Origin of the sequence: Paenibacillus sp. GCM10027630, from assembly GCF_042676305.1 — a bacterium.
Lineage (GTDB): Bacteria > Bacillota > Bacilli > Paenibacillales > NBRC-103111 > Paenibacillus_S.
This window is the reverse complement of record NZ_JBHTGY010000015.1, coordinates 158128-179504: the sequence shown is the minus strand read 5'-3', so window position 1 is coordinate 179504 and position 21377 is coordinate 158128. Positions and strand designations below refer to the sequence as shown.

Below are 21377 nucleotides of genomic sequence, written 5' to 3'. Positions count from 1 at the left end.
GAGAACTGGTTTCATATTTTGCAACGGATCGATGCAGATGGATGAAACTGGGGAACAATGGCTGAGTATTTATCACCTGGAGTCTACGTAGAAGAATTCGATAGCGGCGCGCAGCCGCTCGAAGGTGCAAGTACGAGCACGGCGGGCTTTATTGGTCTGGCACAAAGGGGGGAGATCGAAGGTGTCCCTCTACTGATTACCAGCGTAGCTGATTTTCATCGTAATTTCGGCAGCTATTTATCCGAGAATGCTTTCGGAGATTACCGCTTTTTGTCTTATGCAGTTGAGCACTTTTTCTTGAATGGAGGCTCTCGCGGTTACGTGATGCGTGTGGCACCATCGGACGCCAAGCTTGCAACGAACCAGGGAAGTGCTAATAAAGAGGCGAAAGTGCTGCAAATCACATCCAAAAACCCGGGTACATGGGGTAACCAAGTGCGCATCGTAGTTGTTCCTGCAAGTAAAGCCAAGACGCAAATTCTTGACATTATCGGGACGCCGGGCGAATCGGTGCAATACCGTGTGAAGAACAATGCCGGTTTCAATGTAGGCGATATCGTAGCCTTCCAGAATGGCGGCAGCAAGCAGTACAATCGCATCGTTTCATCGCTTGATAACATCATCGAGCTGGAATCCGTGCTTGACGGTGAAGAGGATGTCATTGACACCAATTTGCTGCCAGTGAAGGTTCTCACTACTAGTGAGTTTACGATGCATGTATTTTATGGGGATGAAGCGGAATCATTCGAGAAGGTGTCACTAAACGTATCTGCTGCCAATCATGTAGAGAAAATTTTGTCTCGCTCTAATATCATTATAGTTAAAGACATTAGCTTGGGTACGGATTTGGGCGCTGTTGCTCCATTCGAATCGCTGTCCGGCGAGAATGAAGAAGCAGGCAAGTTCCAAATCTCCCTATTTGGCGGCAGCGACGGTTCTATAGCGAATTTAGCAGCTTCCGATTTCATGGGTGTAGACCGCGGACCTGGTAAAAGAACAGGGATTCAATCGTTTATCGACAATGATGTCGTGAGCATCATGTCCATTCCTGGTGTAACCGATCCGAATGTACAGCTGTCCTTGGTGGCGCATTGTGAAAATCTTGGAAGCCGCTTCGCCATTCTCGATGTCCCGCGTGAGAAAACTAAAGTGGCCGATGTCATGACACACCGCAATATTTTCGACAGCAACTATGCGGCGATGTACAACCCTTGGCTACAAGTGTTTGATCCGTTAGACAAACGCAATATTTACATTCCGCCGTCCGGTTCAATGGCGGGTATTTATTCACGCTCCGACCAAACCCGTGGTGTTCAAAAAGCTCCTGCCAACGAAGTTGTTCGCGGTGCCGTAGGCCTTGATTGCCAATACAATAAAGGCGAGCAGGATATTTTAAACCCGCAGGGCGTTAACCTGATCCGTCATTTCGCCGGTCAAGGTATTCGTGTTTGGGGCGCACGTACATGCTCCTCGAACGGTCTGTGGAAATACGTCAATGTCAGAAGGTTGTTCATCTTCATCGAGGAATCGATTAAGAATGGCACCAACTGGGTTGTGTTCGAACCGAATGATGAGCAGCTATGGGCTCGTGTACAGCGTACCATTGAAGCGTTCCTTACCCGCGTATGGAGAGACGGCGCTCTGATGGGCGGTAGCCCAAGCGAGGCATTCTACGTTAATATCGGCCGCAGCACGATGACGCAAGACGATATTGATAACGGCCGTTTGATATGTATTATTGGGGTTGCGCCTGTGAAACCGGCGGAATTCGTCATCTTCCGGATTACTCAGAAAACGAGAGAAGAATAGGTTCTCACTAGTCGTTGAGTAAGAGACGGGCAACAATCAGAACGAAAGGGGACGCGGTAAATTATGCCGGGCGAACGTAACGATCCATACAGAAATTTTAGATTTAGGGTTGAGGTAGAAGGTATTCAACAGGCTGGCTTCAGTGAGGTATCGGGCTTCGATGCATCCTTGGCTATTATTGAATATCGTGAAGGCAATGAGACAATTACACCTCGCAAGCTGCCGGGGTTGGCGAAGTATGGTAACATCACCCTGAAATGGGGCGTTACCGATTCGATGGATATGTACAACTGGATGCAGGAATCGATTGAAGGTAAAATTGCTCGTAAAACAGTCACAATTATTGCAATAGACGAAGAAGGCGCAGACGTAGCAACATGGCAAGTTATAGAGGCGTGGCCTTCCAAGTACACGGCTCCTAATTTCAATGGTACAGGCTCTGAAGTGGCTATTGAGTTTTTGGAACTGGCGCATGAAGGCATGACCCGCACGAAGTAACAATTGCATCGGGGAAACAAGAGAAGGAATGAGGCGGTTGACGCTCTTCTTGTCTCTTGTTTTCCTGCTTATGCGATAATTAGGAGGATACTTTATGGCTTTCAAAACAGAATACGAATTCGAGCTTCCAAGAGGATATGTGGATGATAGTGGCACATTGCATAAAAGAGGCGTAATGCGTTTGGCAACGGCAGCCGATGAAATTTTGCCTATGCGTGACCAACGTGTACAGCAGAACCCGGGTTATTTAACCATTATTTTATTGACTCGCGTTATTACGAAGCTGGGAGACCTGCGTGCTATTGATACCAGAGTTATCGAAAAAATGTTTACGGCTGATCTGGCTTTCATGCAAAATTTTTATCGCGAAATCAATGAAATGGAAGTGCCGAAGGTTCACACATCTTGCCCTAAATGCGAGCATGAATTCGATGTGGATGTTTCTTTTATCGCCGGGATGGAGGAGGCGTAGCAGGTTATCCCATTGATAAGATTTACGAGGAGGCCGGGTTCATCGCTTATTATTTTCACTGGCCTCATGATGAAATCATGTTGATGGAGCATCGGGAGCGCCGGAAGTGGTGTGAGGAAATCTCACGGATTAACCGCAGTATGAATGAAGATAAGCCCAGAGATAATCCGTTCGACGTATTTAATAAGAGGTGAGCAAGCAGATGAGTATACCGTCTAAAAAATACGCAGTCAGCCCGGCATTCCGCTTTATAGTGGAATTGGATGGCTTGCTTGTCGGTGGCTTCTCGGAGGTAACGGGGCTGCAAGCGGAAACAGAAGTGATGCCGTATAATGAAGGCGGCGTGAACGACTATGTTCATTATCTGCCGAAGCAAACCAAGTATCAGCGCATTGTGCTGAAGCGGGGAATCACCCAGGCTAGCGAACTGTGGGATTGGTACGAAGGCGTTATTAGCGGGAAAATCAAGCGAAAAAGCGGGTCGATTATTTTAAACAACCCTGCGGGCAAAGAAATTTGCCGATGGAATTTTTTTGAGTCGTACCCGGTGAAATGGATCGGCCCAGAGATGAATGCCTCCAGCACGGGCGTTGCTATAGAAGCTATCGAAATCGTACATAAAGGCTTGAAGACAATCTTCAAAAAATAATCGGCAGGGGGACTAGCATGAGATTACGACAAAAGCATATCCCCCATACGGTTAAGCAGAACATGAACCATACAGCGCTGCACAACAGGCAGTTTGCGGATGGTATTATGGGTAAGTACGGTTTTCGGCGCCATGATTATTTAGGCCGGATTTCATTGATCTTTCGTGAGCTTGATGCACTGTCGGGAGAAGATCAGACCAATAAGGATGCTGAATGGCGGCAAAGGGTAGCCCAGCTGCAAACTCAGCTTGATCAGCTGCGTCGTGTAAATACGAAGCATACAGTAACGCATAGTGAAACCATATACCGTTTGGAGAAATGGATTCAGCAGTACGGTGGAGCTGCGGAAGGGCGGAAAAGCTCGGATCGCAATACCCGGATTGAAGCTGCCGGTATAACAGCAGGTGGACTTGGCTCTTTACAATCCTCATCGCACGTTCAGCTTAGAACAGACGATTCAAGGGCTGCAGCATCAGTCAGCAGAATAAACCCGCAATTGGTGCTAAAGGTTGAGCAGAACTTGGGTAAAAGCAATCCTGGCCAAGGAACGCAGCAAGGGGTAGCGAAGGACCATGTACATGCGTGGGAGCTTTTGCAGGGGCAAGTACAGGAGCGGAAGCAAGGGCAGAAGCAAGGGCTAGAGCCAAGGCGAGAGCAGGAGCTTGTGCAGAAGCAAGAGCTAGTGCATAGGCAAGAGCAGAAGCAAGGACAAGAGCAGGAGCTAGTGCAGAAGCAAGAGCAAGAGCAGAGGCAAGAGCAGAGGCAAAGGCAAGAGCAAGAGCAAGAGCTAGTGCAGAAGCAAGGGCAAGAGCAAAGGCAGGAGCAAAAGCAAGAGCAGGAGCTTGTGCAGAAGCAAGGGCAAGAGCAGAAGCATGAGCAAGAGCAGAAGCAAGAGCAAAGGCAAGAGCAGAAGCAGGAGCTAGTGCAGAAGCAAGTGCAAGAGCAAGTGCAAGAGCAAGTGCAAGAGCAAGTGCAAGAGCAAGTGCAAGAGCAAGTGCAAGAGCAAGTGCAAGAGCAAGTGCAAGAGCAAGTGCAGAAGCAAAAGCAAGAACAAGAGCAGAAGCAAAAGCAAGAACAAGAGCAGAAGCAAAAGCAAGAACAAGAGCAGAAGCAAAAGCAAGAACAAGAGCAAGGGCAAAAGCAAGAACAAGAGCAAGGGCAAAAGCAAGAACAAGAGCAAGGGCAAAAGCAAGAGCATGAGCAAGTGCAGAAGCAAGGGCAAGAGCAAGAGCAAGAGCGAGAGCAGAAGCTAATGCAAGAGCAAGAACAAGGGCAAGGGCAAGAGCAAGAACAAGAGCAAGTTGAAATGATGCAAGAAGAACCGTTTCCTGGGCTAAGCAATGCAGGAGCAAAGGGTTTACTGCGGTGGGCTTCTAATAAGCATCACACTAACCGTATGTTGCTAACATTCCGGCGAAATGGACCAATAGTTCAAGGATTGGCCGAGGAAGAATCACTACCGAAGCGAGTCAGGAATGGAAGTATTAAGGATACGAAACAAACCGAACAAGCTGATACAATGTCACAGGGTCGGGTTTACTGGAAACAAAGTGAATCATCTAGAGTGAAGAGCGGCATGTCCAAACTAAGCTGGTATAGTGATCAGATATGGAATGATGGTTCAAAGAAAGCGGATCAACTTAGGATACCTAGGCTTAAAATGTTAGATTTCGATGACAATCACGGAATAGCAGAACGACAGGAAGCCAGAGGAAGCACCTTGTTTCCACGATCTTCAAAGAGTTTGATTGTTCAGCGCCAGTTTGCTAATCTTTTGCCTTTTAGCAGGGGCGCATCGTTACATACCGAAGTCATGCAGCTGCAGGCCAAACGCGCTGAAGCCATCAACGAACAACTGAACAATCGGATAAGCGAGCAAGGCATCAATGGAATGAAAAGCAATGAACAAGCAATTGCAGTACCTGAGAGACGTCAAATAGACTGGGATAAGCCAGTTATTGAGCAAGTACCTTTGAAACATGAGCATAATGCAGGCGCGACGAAAATAAACCGGCAGCCAGAGCAAAAGCAACGTACATCGGAAGACGATGACCTGCTTGGAGTGCGGCAAGCACGGGTGCCGTCGAGCCGGCTTGAATATAACCTGCAATGGATTAAACGTTTATCAGATATGTATAAAAGTATTACCAATGTGCCTTCACAGAAGCTTACGTTCGATATCGAGTCGGTAAGTGGGAAGGTTCTGCAAGGGAAGTTCCCCGAGGGCAGGTTTGGCCGCTTGCTGATGCAAAAGAAGCTGAAGGGCGGGCTTGCTTCACGAGTTCATTTTCATAACAGCGTACAGTCCAAGCAAGCAATGGATAATAGAGACTTTCGTACCTCTGGGACTTACCGGGAGTTGTTGCTTGAACGTAAAGAATTAGTGCGGGAGGAACAGCCCGGAGCTTATATTCAAAGAAGTATATTACCTGGCACGGATTTAAGAAATGATCGACAGGATGCTGATTTTTCTTTATTTAGAACAGTTCCCAAAAGCAGTATGGCCGTTGAAAATAATACCATAGGACAACCAAACAGGACGAATGGAATTAGACGTTATGCTTTGAAGCAGAGTAGTTCAATGGTGCAGCCTATAGCTCCACTTGATTCAACAGGAACGAAGCTTACGCAAAGAAGCAGTGAGCATCGCCAAGGGGCAGGGACTCTAAACCTGCTTGCGGCTCAAGGGATGATTGCGGGGGCTTCCCCTCTAGCATTAATGCTGCTTAGGACATGGCAGCAGCAGCACACAGTGGAGCGAGCGAGGGCACCGCTGAGTCAGAAGAAGCGGCAAGATGAACACGGTGATTCTCCTACACGCATTAGGAAGCTTGGGCTGACGGAACCGAACGCAGCCGTAAGAAAGACTATAGGCGCTGAAGAAGCAGCGTTTGGGAGCAGCTCTCACATGGTGGGAGGCAGAGAGGGCGCAGAACAACGTGGGTCTGTGAGGCGGCGTGCGTCCGCAGAGCGATTGCTTCCCTCCAATGCGGAGCTTTTCCCGGCTCAAGCAGTTCAAACGCTACAGAGACAAGCAGCCCAGGAAGGTGCATATGAAGCGTGGCGACTTCCGGTAGGGCAGCGGGCGTTGGAGCGCTCACGTTTTGCTACGGAACGGGTCTTATCCAGCGCAGCACCGAAGCGGGCTGACCATAGCCATGGTCATTTTGTTCCAGCTTCCCAAGGCAGCTCAATGGTGCAGCGCCGGAATGAACGGCTTCCGTTTGCAATTGCTGGGAGAGGCATGAGGTCGAAGGAAACATCGCTGCGGGATAATTCGAAGGATGTCTTGCTTCTTCCCAATGCAGAGGAGAAAACTCCGAGCAGTCGGCAGCTGTTGGGCTCCCTTGCTCGGCGGGGGGATAGAGAGCAGCAGTTTATAGGAACCAGCTTCCCGGACAGAGCGACACATGAACTCGATACGGTCAACGCTAAGCAGTTCTTTAGGGGGACGGCCGCAGCCGGAAGGCGAACACTTAGGAAAGGACACCTGCCGTCACAACAGGAAGCTTTTCTGCCCCAAACAGAAGATCATTTGCTTACAACAAACCGCGCAGCCGAAGGTAGAGCTCAACAAACAGCGGCATCTCAAATGCAGCGAGCCACAGCAGTATTACAGCGATCTTTGGCGGAGCAAGCACCCGTTCTTATGAGAAGTGCTTTTCGGGCGATTACCGCTGTGCCTGGCAATAAACAAGCTGACAAGGATGCAGGGTTCCCTCTTGGACGAGTTGGCATTGTAAAGAGACAGGAAAGACCAACTAATGGGGCGGCTGATCGACTTCATACGGCTGGAATGGGAGCAAGAGCAGGAGCTTCCTCTAATGTTTCGGTAAACAAACCGATTAAAGGATTGAATGAAACCCATTTATCTAAATCAATGAGGATGATGGACATTCAGAGGAGGCAGCTCCAAAGCTCGAATCATTCAAAACAAGCTTACCTGAATGCTCCTGAGCCTTTCTATTTAAAGCTATTGTCAAGCAGGCAAGAAGCTGGCGATTCAAAAAACACAGGCAGCAGAAACCGGCCTAGAGCCGAGCAGCCAAACGATAGATCGACAGCCTCAGGAATATTTGCTGGCGGGCCGACTGCCAGTATTGTAAACAGGGCAGGAGCATTCCGAGGGACTAAAGCAATTAATAGTGTAAATGCAGCGATAGTATCTATTTTTAGATCAGCTGATCCTGCCTTTAAAAATGGGCCAACGGGTAAGGCAGATGTTTTCTCTAATGCTGTACATTTAATAGATACTGCTAAGGGAGAAGCTGTGCCGGCGAATGTTCAAGCTCGCATACCCAATGGGATCGCTGCTGGATTACCAGCGGATGGATGGATTACAGGGCAGCAGACAGAAAGCTCTTTGACCAGGAGTCCGAGCAGTCGTATCGTGAGGCGCAGCCTGGCGGAAGATTTGGCAAAGCCCAGGATTCAGAACAACAAAGCGGATGCTGTTCAGATTTCAGGAGCATCGACAGCATCCTTATCAAAGCGAATGATTCACGGATTGAAGCAGCCATTAAGTGAACAGCCTGCAACTGTGCAGCAGATTGCAAGGACGGTTGCTCCACTCCCCGTAGTGCTGCAGAATCAACGGCAGTTTGAGAAGCAACGTATAGCTGCACAGCCAAAGACACAACGGACCGGTACACATCTTACAGACGTACAGAAGCAGCAGCAGTCTGACACCCAACGTACGGTTACACATCAGGAGCTAGCTGATATAGGTAAAGTATCGACAATAGCTGCAAAGAGAGTTTTTATTCATCGCAAAGAGAGCCCATTAAATGAAGGTAATGACTTTGCGCTTATGCGGGTTGAACAACAAGCTCATGCCAAAAGCTTGCTACAGCGCAATGTAGAACCTTTAGCATCAAGCTTAGCATCCTCGACGTTAGCTCCAATGGCAACAAGCAGCAGCTCTTCAACAATATTGCAGCATAATCCTATGATAGAAAAAGCTGCTGAGTCGAGGGACACACTTGTTGGAAATGGACAAGTTCCTTCTCGGATTCCGGTACAATGGCAACCGGAGCAGCGGACTGCTGAAGAAATCACGGATAGGGTACGAAGTCGGACGGCTCATGCGACGCGTAGGGTCAACAGGCAGCAGCCTGAGGCATCCAGTGGCCCAGCAGCAACCACGGCTGCTGTGAGTCGCCGAGCGGCTGCATCCGCTGCTCCGCTGCGCGCGCGGAACGCCCCTGGGGCGCCGCAGCAGCACGCAACGGCGAGCCTCATCGGCTCGCCAAGCCAAGCAATCGCGACCCGCACGGCGGGTCGCGCAACCGACGGCGCAGCGCTCGAACGCGCTGCTGGCCGCCTTACCGCGACGCGCAGCGCATCGTCGCGGCAGCAAGCCCCCGGGCCACTTGCGCCGCAGGCACAGCCTGCCCGAGCCACGCTAATGCCCGGTCGCGGCTTGCTCCAACGGCAGGCCGCTCAGGCGGCTCGCCTGCCCTCAATGCCTGCGGCTGTCACCGGCGGCAGAAGCATGCCGGTGGCTAGTGCCAATCCGGTCATCATGACGAAGCCGATGACCGCAGCCGTTGCAGGTGCAGAGTCATTGTCACATCTGCAGCAGCAGCCCCTGAATATGCTGCAAGGGCAGGGACCGCCTCCAACGCTCGATTACAGGCAGCCCGAAGGCCGAGATAGTCAGGAGGATGCTGCGGAGTCACCGAGCATGGATGTGCTAAGACCTCAAAAGTCAGCGGAACCAGCCGAAGAGCAGCTAATGATGGAACAACCGGTCAATCAGGGAGAGCTGAGCAAGGAACAGATCAAAGAACTGATCAAACAAATTCCGCAGCTCGACGTGAATAAGATCGCGGATAAGGTGGCTCGGGAGCTGGAACGGCGAATGCGGTTCGAGCGTCAAAAACGTGGCATGTAATGGACTGATTGTTATCCAATAGGAGCCGTTCTTAAGAAGTAATGGTAGTTCAGCATTATAGAATGGATAGAGAGGTGGACCGCCGATGGCGCTCAAAAAAGCACAGATCATTGTTGATAAAGGAAACAGCAAGGAAACGATTTCGGTGCTATTTAATCCTAATGAATACTCACTAGATACGAGCAATAGCTACTCATGGGATAGCGTTCCAGGCCTTTCGATGCCGATCGGACAATTTGTCAGCGGCGGTACGACCTCTTTGACGATGGATATATTTTTCGATACTTATGAAAAAGGTACGGACGTTAGGGCATATACCAAGAAAATTTCCGGTTTGCTAGATGTAGAAAAGGATCTTCACGCTCCGCCTGTGTGCCGATTTGTTTGGGGTTCTCTTGATTTTAAAGGCGTTGTAGAAAAAGTGAATCAGCGGTTTACGATGTTTCTCGACTCCGGGATTCCGGTTCGTGCGACATTAAAGGTTACATTCCGGTCATGGCAAAGTAAAAAGGAACAGCTCCAGAATATTCCACGCCAATCTGCCGATCGTACCAAGCAGAAATTGCTGAAGCAAGGAGAGCAGCTGTGGATGGTTGCCGCCCATGAATACGAGAACCCGGGTCTATGGCGTGAGATTGCAAATGCCAATGGCATAGATAACCCGCTCAAATTGCAGTCGGGACGCAGAATAACCGTACCAAGGCTGGAGTGATCCTATGGCAGACCTTAAACTAGATTCCTCTACGTATACGACGGATTCCTTGGCAAAGAAGTACAGTGACTTTTTCGCTCCGGCTTTTGAAATTTCGGTGGATGGCACTAAAATTTCGGATGAAATAGCTGTGGCCAGCCTCAAGGTCGAGAACAGTCTTCAAGGGACTGCCGATTCTTTTTCCTTTCGTGTAACGAATGCTTTTAATTTGATAAAACGTGACTTTGTATGGCTGGATAATGTGTTTGTGCTGGGCAAGGCGGTGGATATTAAGCTAGGCTATTTGGATAAGCTTACTTTAGTTTTTCAAGGGTATATAACCTCTGTGGTCGCTGACTTCTCCGAGGATGACACGCCAAGCCTGATCGTCAGGGGGATGGATCTGTCCTACTTAATGATGAAGGGCTCCAAGTCCAAATCATGGGCAAAGAAAAAATATAGTGACATCGTTAAGGAAATAGCGCAAGCCCACGGGGCAAAGCCGCAGGTAGACGATACTACAACGGAGTATATTACGGTTTCACAAAATCAGATTGATGATTATCATTTTATTCAATATTTAGCCGATTTGGTTAATTACGATTTTTTTGTAGTCGGTAAAACACTCTATTTTCGCAAGCCGCTAACAGAAATGACACCTGTGGTCACTCTGGAATGGGGGACCTTTATACGAAACCTCTCCATTGACATGAATATTGCCGATCAAATTACAGAGGTATGCGTGCGTGGATGGGATAATAAAAAACTTGAGGTAGTTGAAGCGAAGGCTACTTCGGTCACCAAGCTGGGGTCGAATTCCAAAACCGGTAAAGATATTATGAAAGCCCAGGGCAGCTACATCGAGCATGTGTACACGAACATCGATTCTGCAAGTGAAGCCAAAACGCATGCCGAGGCCCTTTTGAATAAACGTTCTATGCAGCTTGTTAGCGGGCAGGGGGAATGCATTGGCATTCCTGAAATACGCGCCGGTCGCTACATGAAGCTCGGTGGGGTCGGAGCCAAGCTCAATCAACCTTATTACATCATTGCAACTACACATATTTTGGATGAAAGTGGCTATGTGACCCGATTCCAGCTGGGAGGAAATGTGGTATGATGAATTATCCCGAGTTTATGTTCCGTGGTACGTCCGAGCCTGTTTTTCCAAAAATTAATGGCGTCATGGTAGCGGTAGTAACGGATAATAAAGATCCCGATGGGCTTGCCAGAGTCAAGCTTAAGCTGCCTTTACGAGAGGCGGAGACAGAGACGGATTGGGTACGGATGGCTACATTAATGGCAGGTAAGGACCGGGGCAGCTTGTTTATTCCGGAGGTTGGGGATGAGGTGCTGGTTGCGTTCCATTTGGGTGAAATTCGCCAGCCTTTTGTAATCGGTACGCTTTGGAGTACGAAGCAGCCCTCCCCCAAAGGAAATGATAAGAACGACCTCCGCAAGTTTAAGTCGCGGGCAGGGCATGAGCTGGAGTTTGATGATAACGACTCGGACGGCAAAGTAACGATCAAGACGAAGAAGGGCCAGACCATTGTTTTTTCAGATAAGCAGGATATCATCGACATCAAAGAACAAAGTGGCAACAATTCCATACAAATCAAAGGCGGCTCAGCCAATGAGATTACGATAAAAAGCAGTACCTCCACCATTATGCTGAATGCCAAGGGCGATGTCAGTATTGAAAGCACGAAGGAAATTAAGATCAAGTCCACGCAGGTTAATATCGAGGCTTCAGCTACAATGGCGTTGAAGGCGGGCGCTTCTCTCGATCTTAAATCCGATGGGATTATTAATATTAAAGGCAGTATGGTCAAAATTAATTAAGGCCGGAAAACTCAGCTTATTCACATGCTTAGTGCTTATGAAGATGGCTTTCTGCCTTCCCCATGCAAACTTGTAGTAGTTGCTTACGATACAGGTTTTGCATAGCAAAATTCATAGGAGGATCAAACCAATGACGGAGGCTTTTCTCGGGCGAGGCTGGAAATTTCCAATCCAAGTGGACAAGGCTACAGGACGCGTCCGTTTGTCGGAATACGAAGAGGATATAGCGGAGGCGATCCGGATCATTCTTGGCACTTCACAAGGGGAACGAGTAATGCGTCCGGATTTTGGCTGCGAAGTGAATGACTTTGTATTTGGGCAGACGGATGATACCACTTTACGGCTTTTGGAGAGCAGCATCAAAGAGGCGATCAGGATGTGGGAGCCTCGTGTACATGAGGTGGATGTCAATGCGGTGCCAGATCCGAACGAGCATGGTAGGGTTAATATCGAAATCCGTTACTTGGTGCGTACAACGAATAACTTATTTAATCAGGTATATCCTTTCTATATCCACGAAGGGTCCAACTAAACTGTGAATTTTTGTCAATATTCGTTTTAGTAATTCTTTCATTTTACTGGTAAGAGGATGAAGCATAGACCATGAAAAAGCGGACAGAGAGGGGGTGGATGCATGCAGCCTCCCAAAATTGATACAAGCAATATTCAGGATTTAATTGCCCGCATGAAGGAAATGGCGCCCTACTATACGCCGGAATGGCGTTTCTCTCCGGAGGATCCTGATCCCGGTACAACGTTGTTCTTATTGTTTGCCGAGATGTTTCAGGAGAACATTAAGCGGCTTAACCGGGTTCCAATGAAAAATTTTATTTCTTTTATGAATTTATTGGATATTTCGCTGCTTCCTGCGCGACCGGCTAGCGCATATGTGACATTTCGGTTGAATGTAGGCGTAGTTGAACCGGTACTTATTCCGGCTGGTACGCAAGTAATGGCAGCTGGAGCTGATGGCGAGGTGCTGTTTGAAACGGAACGTGCGGTGCTTTTGACACCGGCTATGCTGACAGCCATCTTTTTGTCGAGCAAGAAGCACGATATGATTGTACCTATTTCTAATTCCTTTACTGCTGCATCCAATGAAGGCATAGCCTCCCCGAATGCTCTGTTCGAACTGCGAGAAGCGGATAATTTACAGGAACATGTATTGTATATGGAGCATGGTGAATTATTTCTTTTGAATGAGACTGCACGTATTGAGCTTGAGGTTGGGCATTCTCTTAGAGCGTTCGATGACGGCTCCCTCTGTGAGCGGCTAGCTAATCCGCTGCAAACGGAGTGGCGGTATGCCTCGGCAAACGGCTGGACCTTGTTTGACCGTGTCGAGGCCAGTGGGAATCGTATCAGTCTTTACAAATTGCAATTGGGTGAGCTTGTAGAAAGTGAGCTGTCGGGCATTTCGGGCCGCTGGATTCAGTGCCGAATGAAGAAACGCTCTTCTCAGAGCGTTGTTCCTACTTTGGCTGATGAACAGCTGGAGCTGGACCGGATTTCTGTGAAAACCGATTATGAGGACTGCTTGAACAGAGGTGGCATTGCACCTGACGTAATGTTTTATAACGATATTCAAGCTGATCCTAATGGATTTTACCCTTTTGGTGATATGTTTGCTCCATACGGAACTTTTTATATATCGAGTCGGGAAGCCCTCAGTAAGCTGGATGGGCTGATTACACTATCGTTCGGGCTTAAGGCGGTTGCGAACCGTTTCCAGCCGGAGCTTGAACAACCTGTGGACTGGAAGCTGGTTATGAAAAAGTCCAAATTTGAAAAACGCAATGTCCCAATCATTTCTATTGCAGAGGTGCTGTGGGAATATTGGAACGGCAGCGCATGGGTGAGGTTGAATGTTGGCAAAGAGGCGGAGCGGTTGTTCTACCATCCGGGGGATGAAATACAGCGTAAGGAAGTGACCTTCCGCTGTCCACAGGATTTGCAGGAAACTTTCGTTAATTCGCAGCTGAGCTATTGGATTCGAGTGAGAATTCTGCATCTTGAAAATTTATATTCTGCAGAGCCCATTTATCTATCGCCATGGGTTGAGGATGTAAAGCTTACCTATCAATTTGTGGATCGGAATTATCCGCTGCGGCGCTGTTTGACGCTAAATAATACAGCCTTTGTCGACAGGACGGCTCAGAGTCGGGGACAATCAGGAGGCTTTGCTCCTTTTTACCACTTGGATGGAGATTATCCTTCCTTATATTTGGGATTTCATATCCCGCCCGTCAAGGGCCCTATTTCTATGTACGTATCCGTTCAGCAGCAAAAGATTACGGAGCAGGATGTTCCTCTCATGGAATGGCAGTATCGCCAAGCCAACTATAATGGGAATGGATCGGAATGGTCGACTCTGAAGGTTATCGATGACACAAATGGTTTGACCCGAAGTGGTACCGTACAGTTTGCGGGACCTGTTGACTTTGCCAATGAGCTGCTTTTTGGTACGGAAGGCTATTGGATTCGGGTAATGAATCGTGATGGCAAGTATGACGACCGTTCAGGCATTTATGCAATGCCTGTTGTCAACGGGCTGTACTTGAACACTGTTGCTGCAGTTCAACAAGAAACGATTAGTAATGAATATCCCGATCAACGGGCTGGCGAAATATCTTCCGAGTACCAATTGAGCCGTACGCCAGTAGTAACAGAAACGGTATGGGTCGATGAAACCGGAGCGATGACGGAAGAGGAAGTTCTTCGACACTTGGAGCAAGAAACGCTGGAGATGGATATCATCCGGGATTCGGATGGCCATATTCAAAGGTTGTGGGTACAGTGGCTTCCTGTCGGGCACATGGCTGAATCTGGAGATAAGGACCGTCATTATACGATAGACCGGGCATTCGGACGCATTCGGTTCGGTAACGGAATTCATGGTATGGTTCCTCCAAAAGGCGGGCTTGAGCAGATCAAGGTTCACTATAAGGTTACGGGCGGAAAAGCAGGCAATGTAGCTGCCAAAACAATCGTGAATCTGCAAAATTCCATCGCCTTTGTAGGAGGCGTGGCTAATCCGGAGGCGGCCGCTGGCGGATGCGATGCCGAGAAGCAGGAGGCGGCCTTGCGCCGCGGCCCGCAGCAGCTGAAGCACCGGGGGCGCGCTGTAACCGCTGAGGATTTCGAGTGGTTGGCACGGGATGCCTATCCGAACATTTCCAGGGTGAAATGTCTTGCCAACTACAATGCTTTAATTAAGCCGGATATCGGCTGCATTACACTCGTCATTCTCCCGCAGGAGGGGGTGGGAGGCATGGCTGCTTTTCCGGAGCTGAAAAAACAGGTGGAGAAATATATTTTGAATCGCGCCTCCAATCTTGTTGCTCTTCCTGAGCGGATTCAGGTTATCCAACCGGCCTTTATCGAAGTATCCGTTACTGCTGTTGTTGCTGTGCAGGGATTAGAAGTGGTAGTACCTGTTGAGCTGGAAGCGATAGCTAAGCTGCAGCGGTTTCTGGATCCCCTAGTTGGTAACTATGATGGGACCGGTTGGCAGATTGGGCAGGAAATCCATTTATCGATGTTCTATTCCTTGCTGAAGTCGATCCGTTCCATTAACCACGTGGAGAAGCTTTACATGACCGTCGAAAAGCTGGAGGATGGCGTCCGCACCGAGCTGGATGTGAATCGGCTTGAGCCCCTGCTTCATGGTATCGTAGTCAGCGGCAAACATAAGGTTATTGTGAACGCTATATAGGTTGAGCACATTAGCAAATAGCCTATGGATAAACCATCGTACTCTTGTTAGCATCTGAGACCCTGACCCTTAAAGGCTTACCTAATAATTTATAAGCAGGTGTCCTATGTCTGACGTAACCGTTCGTTTAATACATAAGAATGAATTAAGTAATCTTCTTCAATTATACAAGCATATGCATGCACAAGACCCTGATTTAATTTTCGATAATAAGCTTGAAAAGCTGTGGGATGAAATTATGAATGATAGGTACATGAAGATCATTGTTGTTGAGAAGGAAGGGACGATAATATCATCATGTGTCTTGACCATCATTAAGAATTTAACTAGAAATGCGAGACCTTATGGATTGATAGAGAACGTAGTAACCCATATAGAATACAGGAAGAACGGTTATGCTCGAATGGTATTAAATAAAGCAATTGAACTAGCAAAAGAACGTGATTGCTATAAGCTCATGTTATTGACCGGATCTAAAAGAGAAGAAATACATCGATTTTATGAGAGAAATGGATTCATCAAAGGATTGAAAACCGGCTTTATCATGAAATTCGATTGATTTAGATCACTATACGAAAGAGTGAAGAACTATTTTGACAAAATCTAAAAAAACCTCGATCCCAGAAATAAAAAAATCATTGAAAAGCTATGAGAAAGAAGCGTTAATTTCAATGCTTATGGATTGTTATAAGCTTAGCAGCGATGTGAAGAATTACATCCATATACTCATAAATCCCGATGAAACCATTGAAGAGTTGTTTGAAAAATCAAAGCATCAGATACGGCAGGAGTTTTTTCCTGAACGTGGATTGGCAAGGTTAAGATTGTCCCATGCCAAGAAGGCTATTACAGATTTTAAGAACTTGAGCAATGATGAAGTTAGGACGATTGATTTGATGATCTACTATGTGGAAGTGGGCGTGAATTTTACAAATGCTTATGGAGATATAGATGAACCATTTTATAATAGTATGATTTCCATGTATTCGAATGTAATAAAAAAGATAGTAGGGAACGAAGCCCTATTTCATAGATTCAATGAAAGGCTTGAAACGATTGTGGGTAAAACAGCTGGAATCGGTTGGGGGTTTCATGACGAGTTATCCTATTTATATATGGAATTCGCAGCTGAGTTTGAAGAAATGATTGAGTAGTATGCATTCGTGGGAGCACCCAAATTAAAGCGTGTCCCATAGGGACGAAAGCGTTCCAAGCAGATAACTAACCAAGGAGAACCACCGCCGAGCCCTCCCCAACCCTTTCGGGTGTCCAGAGGGCGGAAGCCCTTGGGGCCCTCCCTTATAGGGAGGGTTTGGGAGGGTAGAAAAAAAAGGAGGTGTAAAATCAAATGCTGCCGATACCCAATTTAGACGACCGCTTTTTCGATCAGATTGTCCAGGAAGCCCGTAAAGCCATACCTAAGCTGCTGCCAGAGTGGACCGATGAGAATGCGAGCGACCCTGGGATTACATTGGTCGAGCTGATGTCGTGGATGACTGAAGTTCAACAATATTACCTGAATCGGATTACGGAGAAAAATGAACGGAAATTTCTGAAGCTGTTGGGCATAAAGCTGCTCCAAGCGGAGTCTGCCTCAGCTTATGTCACCTTTTCGGGCAGCACACAGCATAAGGTTCTGCCGAAGGGTACGAAGCTGAAGGCGATGGACCAGCCTTTTGAAACGGTTGAGACGCTGCAGCTGATACCAGCTGAGTTGGATAAAATTATCGTGCGCACCGAGGCAGCAGCAAGTGATTACACCTCTTCCAATCATCACTCTGGAATTTCTTATTACGCATTTGGCCCTGAAGCGAGGAGTGGCAGCAAGCTATACCTGGGTTTCGACCAGGCGCTGCCAGAGCATATGGATATTTCCATTGGATTCAAGCTGTTTGAGGATTATCCGGTATCTATTGGCAAGCAAGCCGATGGGTCGGTCCGATTGGTCTCTTCTGCAGATGTGTCTTGGAAATATTTTGGGGCCGAAGAGGGTGAGGGATGGCTTCCGGTGGAGCTGGTTCGCGACTCGACGGTGCATTTATCCCAAACCGGCCAGCTTGTGTTCCGCCTGCCTGCTCCCATGAAGCCGATGCTGGTGCATCCGGCTAATGATAAGCGGCGTTATTGGATTTGCTGCACGCTGGAGCGGGAAGGCTATGAGCTGTCGCCCAAGCTTGAACAAATCCATGCTAATGCCGGGATCGCTGCACAGAGAGAGACGTGGAGTGAGACAGCGTCTTTTACCAGCTCGGGCGAAGCAGATATGGAATTTGCAATAGTAGGACATCTCCCTTTTTATGGGTTGAATATGGTGCAGGTTCGGGATGCCGCAGGAGATTGGTGTGATTGGCGTTCAGTCATGAATTTAGCTGATTGCGGACCACAAGATCCCTGCTATGAGCTGCATAGAGATAAGCAAAGTCAATCGGTCAAGCTTGTATTTGGAAATGGAAGCCATGCCCTTATTCCCCCAGCTGGCGATCATAGTATTAGGCTCATCTCCTATACACCTGAGTTTGAATTGGAACGTTGGCTAGGCCGAAGCAACGGGCTACCTAATCAGGAGTTTGAGTATGATCGTTTGCTAAACTGCTTAAGCGGCAGCTTTCAGCTCCAAATCGGGTGCGTCAAGCCAGGAGCTGAGGAGCTGCTGGTATGGGAGGATTGGTCGGCTGTAGAAGACTTCGACCACTCCGGCTCTGAGGATCGACATTACGTATTGGATACCGCTAATGGCATCATTCGGTTTGGCAATAACGAAGAGGGACTAATCCCCCACAAGGCGGAAATCAATAATGTACGGATTATATCGCTGCAAACCGGTGGAGGCCTTAGAGGCAATGTGAAGGACGGGTTGATTTCGGAGATCATGACGGCTGAACCTGAACTTCTGGGCATTCGGGTAACAAATCCATTTCCTGCTGCAGGTGGGACGGAAAATGAGACCATTGCCGAAGCGAAGCTGCGCGTAAGGCAGGAACTGCATACGCCATACCGCGCGGTAACAGGTGAGGACTATGAGGCAATTGCCCGTTCCACACCGGGTGTTCGTGTGGCGAGAGTGAAGGCTATTCCTCTATATAAACCGGGGATGAAAATTGAGCAGCAGGAAAGGGCTCCCGCCCAGATGACGGTTGTTGTCGTTCCCTACAGTGAAGCTGCGGAACCTAAAGCAGGCAGCGGCTTTCTGCAGACGGTACGCAGACATCTCGATCTTCACAGGCTTCTGACCACGGAGCTTCACGTTATTCCGGCAGAATACATTAAGATATCCGTACATGCTGTTGTAGTAATGGAGCCGCATATGAAGGGTGAGGCCAGACGAATTATTCGTGAGCTGCAGCGGCTGCTTCATCCATTGGATCAAGGAAGTGAAGCGAGAGGCTGGCCATTCGGGCGTGCTGTGTACAAAGGTGATATTTATGGTGCAATTAGTCGGGTAAAAGGTGTCGTCTATGTGCAGGATCTGTGGATAGATTATGAAGGAGCTGGAGCACGAAAGGATGCCAGCGGGGATATTATCATTCCGCCTTATGGATTGGTAACATCCGGCGGGCATGAGATTGAATTGCTCAGCAAGAACGATGTGTAGGGGCTGCAGAACTAGAGACATAGAGTACCTGCAGGAACTAGGGGGTGGGGACGGTGCAGGATCCGTATCAATTTTTCTCTTTTAACAAACGCTTGGATTGGGATAAAGGAAGCTACTACAATCTGCGGATGGTGAATGGAGACTTAGCCATTCACCAAACCGAGAAATATGCGGTACATAAAGTAATCCGTTGCATGGATATCAATGGCCCTGATGTGATGATGGATTTTACGGTAGGACAAGGCGGCAAGCTATTCGTACTGGATGCGGAAGCTGCCATATGGTCCTACGATGCAGAAAACCGCCATACGGAGCTTATGTTTGGACGGAATCATCAGCTGTTTAGTGGACATGCACTGCTTGCGTCACGAGGTGACACCTTGTTTGTGGCTGATCCCGTAAGTGAACGCCGTGTAGCAGCATACTCCATATCGAACAGTCAGCTGCTATGGGCGGTTGAAAACTGGAAGAATAGCCCGATATATCCGCTTGCTGTAGCTTCCGATTTGCAAAAACGACTGTATACGGTCGTTCCGTTGGATATGATTATTGGAATGAATGGAAAAGAAGAGGTGCCGGAAGGAGGAAGAATTGGGATTTTGCAGTGGGATGCTGCGGGTGAAGTGGTTGGTGTGTATCAGCATGACTCGCTCAGGTTGGACCAACGGACGGATGCTGAACAGCTGAAGCGAAGATATGATGCGGCTGTATCCGAGGCGGGCAAAGTTCATCTGTTTGACGCATACCGCAACCTGCTAACAGTTTTTAAAGAGGACGGAACCTTCGACACCCACTTCCCACTTGCTCTTGAGGGTTCCTATGCGGGACTTTCCATTGATACGAATAATAATATTTACATCGGAGACAGCAGGTCTGTCGGGGTGGATGAAGAGGATGAGCGGTTCATTCTAAAGTTCGGGGCACAAGGTGATTTTCAATCGAGGGTTTCCGGTTTCCGCGGCCGTACCGATAAGCTGCTGATTAATTCGAGAAACCGGATGTACGTATTGAATGGAGAGTTAGCTGAGATTACACTGCTGGAGCTGCAGCAGCGCACGCTGGAGCTTGAGGAAAGCTCTCTCCCTGAGGGGATTTACTTATCCTCTGAACTGGATACAACCCTTTCGGAGACGGAATGGCACAGGTTTCAGCTGGAGGCGGTCATTCCCGAGGAGACGCAGGTTCGCATTTCGTATTTTGCATCAGACCGCAAAGAGCTGATGGTTGATGGGGAATTTGTCGATTTGAGCAGGTACCTTACCAATTCCGATATTACGCTTAAGGATAAGCTAAGATCAACAAGGGATTTATGGTCTGAGCCCATTGTTAATCCGCGCGATGCTCTGCTAATGAATGCGCAGGGACGTTATCTTTGGTTTAAGCTGGAGATAATGGGCAGCGAACGGCAATCGCCACTTTTGCATAAGCTGAGGGTTTATTTTCCAAGGCAATCTTTGATTTCCTACTTGCCTCCGATCTATCAGGAGATGCAGGATGAGAGCCGTTTTTTGGATCGTTTCCTGTCTATGTTCGGAACCTTCTTTCAGGATATGGAGGAGAAGATCGACCGTATCTCCAAATACTTTGATCCTGATGCGGTGCATGGGCATTATCTGGAATGGCTTGGCACTTGGCTTGCTGTCTCCGAGGATGAATCCTGGGGAGAGGGCAAGCTTCGTCAACTGATTAAGCAAGCCCCTGAGCTGTACAAGCTGCGAGGCACAAGGCAAGGCTTGTCACGAATGCTGCAGATTTACACCGGCTCGGAGCCCTATATTATCGAGTATTTTCAAATGAAGCAAATGCAGGAGCGGTCCGAGCTCAGAGAACTGCTGTCTCGGTTGTATGGCGACAATCCTTATGTGTTTTGTGTCATGCTGCCGCAGGAATGTGTGCAGACCGATAAGCAGCGATTGATTGTCGAGTCGATAATCAACGACCAGAAGCCTGCTTTTACCGAGGGGAAGCTGACGCTGCTGCAGCCATGGATGTACATAGATATGCATACTTATATGGGGATCAATACATTTCTATCGGAGCCTACGCTGCTTACTCTCGATCAAGGCTCATCGATGCCTTACAATACGGTGCTGATCGATCTGGAACGGGATAAGCGAATGGATATCCATACTCGGCTGGGACTAGATTCAGAGCTAGAATAATAACAATCCTTGGGAATATGTATGAATATAGGGGAAGGCGAGGGAATTTC

The 21377-nt window shown here is 48.2% G+C and carries 15 protein-coding genes; all 15 read left to right on the top strand.

Translation table 11 applies throughout. From position 1 onward, the window contains the following. Window positions 1–57 precede the first annotated feature (57 nt). The 15 genes from ACFQ0C_RS08500 (at window position 58) to ACFQ0C_RS08430 (ending at window position 21327) form a co-directional block, all read left to right on the top strand. Window positions 58–1809 (top strand): phage tail sheath family protein, encoded by a 1752-nt coding sequence (locus ACFQ0C_RS08500; RefSeq protein WP_379365806.1) that lies wholly within the window; start codon window positions 58–60, stop codon window positions 1807–1809. A gap of 63 nt (window positions 1810–1872) precedes the next feature. Next, complete coding sequence (locus tag ACFQ0C_RS08495) at window positions 1873–2307, top strand: phage tail protein (RefSeq protein ID WP_258215337.1); 435 nt, start codon at window positions 1873–1875, stop codon at window positions 2305–2307. Window positions 2308–2401: 94 nt separating this feature from the next. Continuing rightward, window positions 2402–2779 (top strand): phage tail assembly protein, encoded by a 378-nt coding sequence (locus tag ACFQ0C_RS08490; RefSeq protein ID WP_258215338.1) that lies wholly within the window; start codon window positions 2402–2404, stop codon window positions 2777–2779. Beyond that, window positions 2734–2973: a DUF6760 family protein gene (locus ACFQ0C_RS08485; protein ID WP_379365991.1), complete on the top strand. Its 240-nt coding sequence runs from the start codon at window positions 2734–2736 to the stop codon at window positions 2971–2973. The genes ACFQ0C_RS08490 and ACFQ0C_RS08485 overlap by 46 nt, the downstream gene beginning before the upstream one ends. Before the next feature lie 8 nt (window positions 2974–2981). Beyond that, window positions 2982–3428 (top strand): phage tail protein, encoded by a 447-nt coding sequence (locus ACFQ0C_RS08480; protein WP_379365803.1) that lies wholly within the window; start codon window positions 2982–2984, stop codon window positions 3426–3428. 17 nt (window positions 3429–3445) lie between these two features. Then, complete coding sequence (locus ACFQ0C_RS08475) at window positions 3446–9325, top strand: hypothetical protein (RefSeq protein ID WP_379365801.1); 5880 nt, start codon at window positions 3446–3448, stop codon at window positions 9323–9325. 85 nt (window positions 9326–9410) lie between these two features. After that, on the top strand, window positions 9411–10037 hold the full coding sequence (locus tag ACFQ0C_RS08470) for a CIS tube protein (protein ID WP_258215341.1): 627 nt from the start codon (window positions 9411–9413) through the stop codon (window positions 10035–10037). A gap of 4 nt (window positions 10038–10041) precedes the next feature. Next, window positions 10042–11136, top strand: a complete 1095-nt coding sequence (locus ACFQ0C_RS08465; RefSeq protein ID WP_379365799.1) for a phage late control D family protein — start codon at window positions 10042–10044, stop codon at window positions 11134–11136. Next, window positions 11133–11858: a phage baseplate assembly protein V gene (locus ACFQ0C_RS08460; protein WP_379365797.1), complete on the top strand. Its 726-nt coding sequence runs from the start codon at window positions 11133–11135 to the stop codon at window positions 11856–11858. Before ACFQ0C_RS08465 ends, ACFQ0C_RS08460 begins: the two co-directional genes overlap by 4 nt. 130 nt (window positions 11859–11988) lie before the next feature. Further along, window positions 11989–12390, top strand: a complete 402-nt coding sequence (locus ACFQ0C_RS08455) for a GPW/gp25 family protein (RefSeq protein ID WP_258215344.1) — start codon at window positions 11989–11991, stop codon at window positions 12388–12390. Window positions 12391–12492: 102 nt separating this feature from the next. Continuing rightward, window positions 12493–15573, top strand: coding sequence for a baseplate J/gp47 family protein (locus ACFQ0C_RS08450; RefSeq protein WP_379365795.1), 3081 nt, complete (start codon window positions 12493–12495; stop codon window positions 15571–15573). Window positions 15574–15679: 106 nt separating this feature from the next. After that, a complete protein-coding gene (locus ACFQ0C_RS08445) occupies window positions 15680–16132 on the top strand; it encodes a GNAT family N-acetyltransferase (RefSeq protein ID WP_379365793.1) in 453 nt (150 codons plus the stop codon). A gap of 34 nt (window positions 16133–16166) precedes the next feature. Continuing rightward, window positions 16167–16727, top strand: a complete 561-nt coding sequence (locus tag ACFQ0C_RS08440) for a DUF6155 family protein (RefSeq protein ID WP_379365791.1) — start codon at window positions 16167–16169, stop codon at window positions 16725–16727. 194 nt (window positions 16728–16921) lie between these two features. Next, complete coding sequence (locus tag ACFQ0C_RS08435) at window positions 16922–19165, top strand: putative baseplate assembly protein (RefSeq protein ID WP_379365789.1); 2244 nt, start codon at window positions 16922–16924, stop codon at window positions 19163–19165. A 53-nt stretch (window positions 19166–19218) separates the two neighbouring features. After that, window positions 19219–21327 (top strand): phage tail protein, encoded by a 2109-nt coding sequence (locus ACFQ0C_RS08430; protein ID WP_379365787.1) that lies wholly within the window; start codon window positions 19219–19221, stop codon window positions 21325–21327. Window positions 21328–21377: the final 50 nt, after the last annotated feature.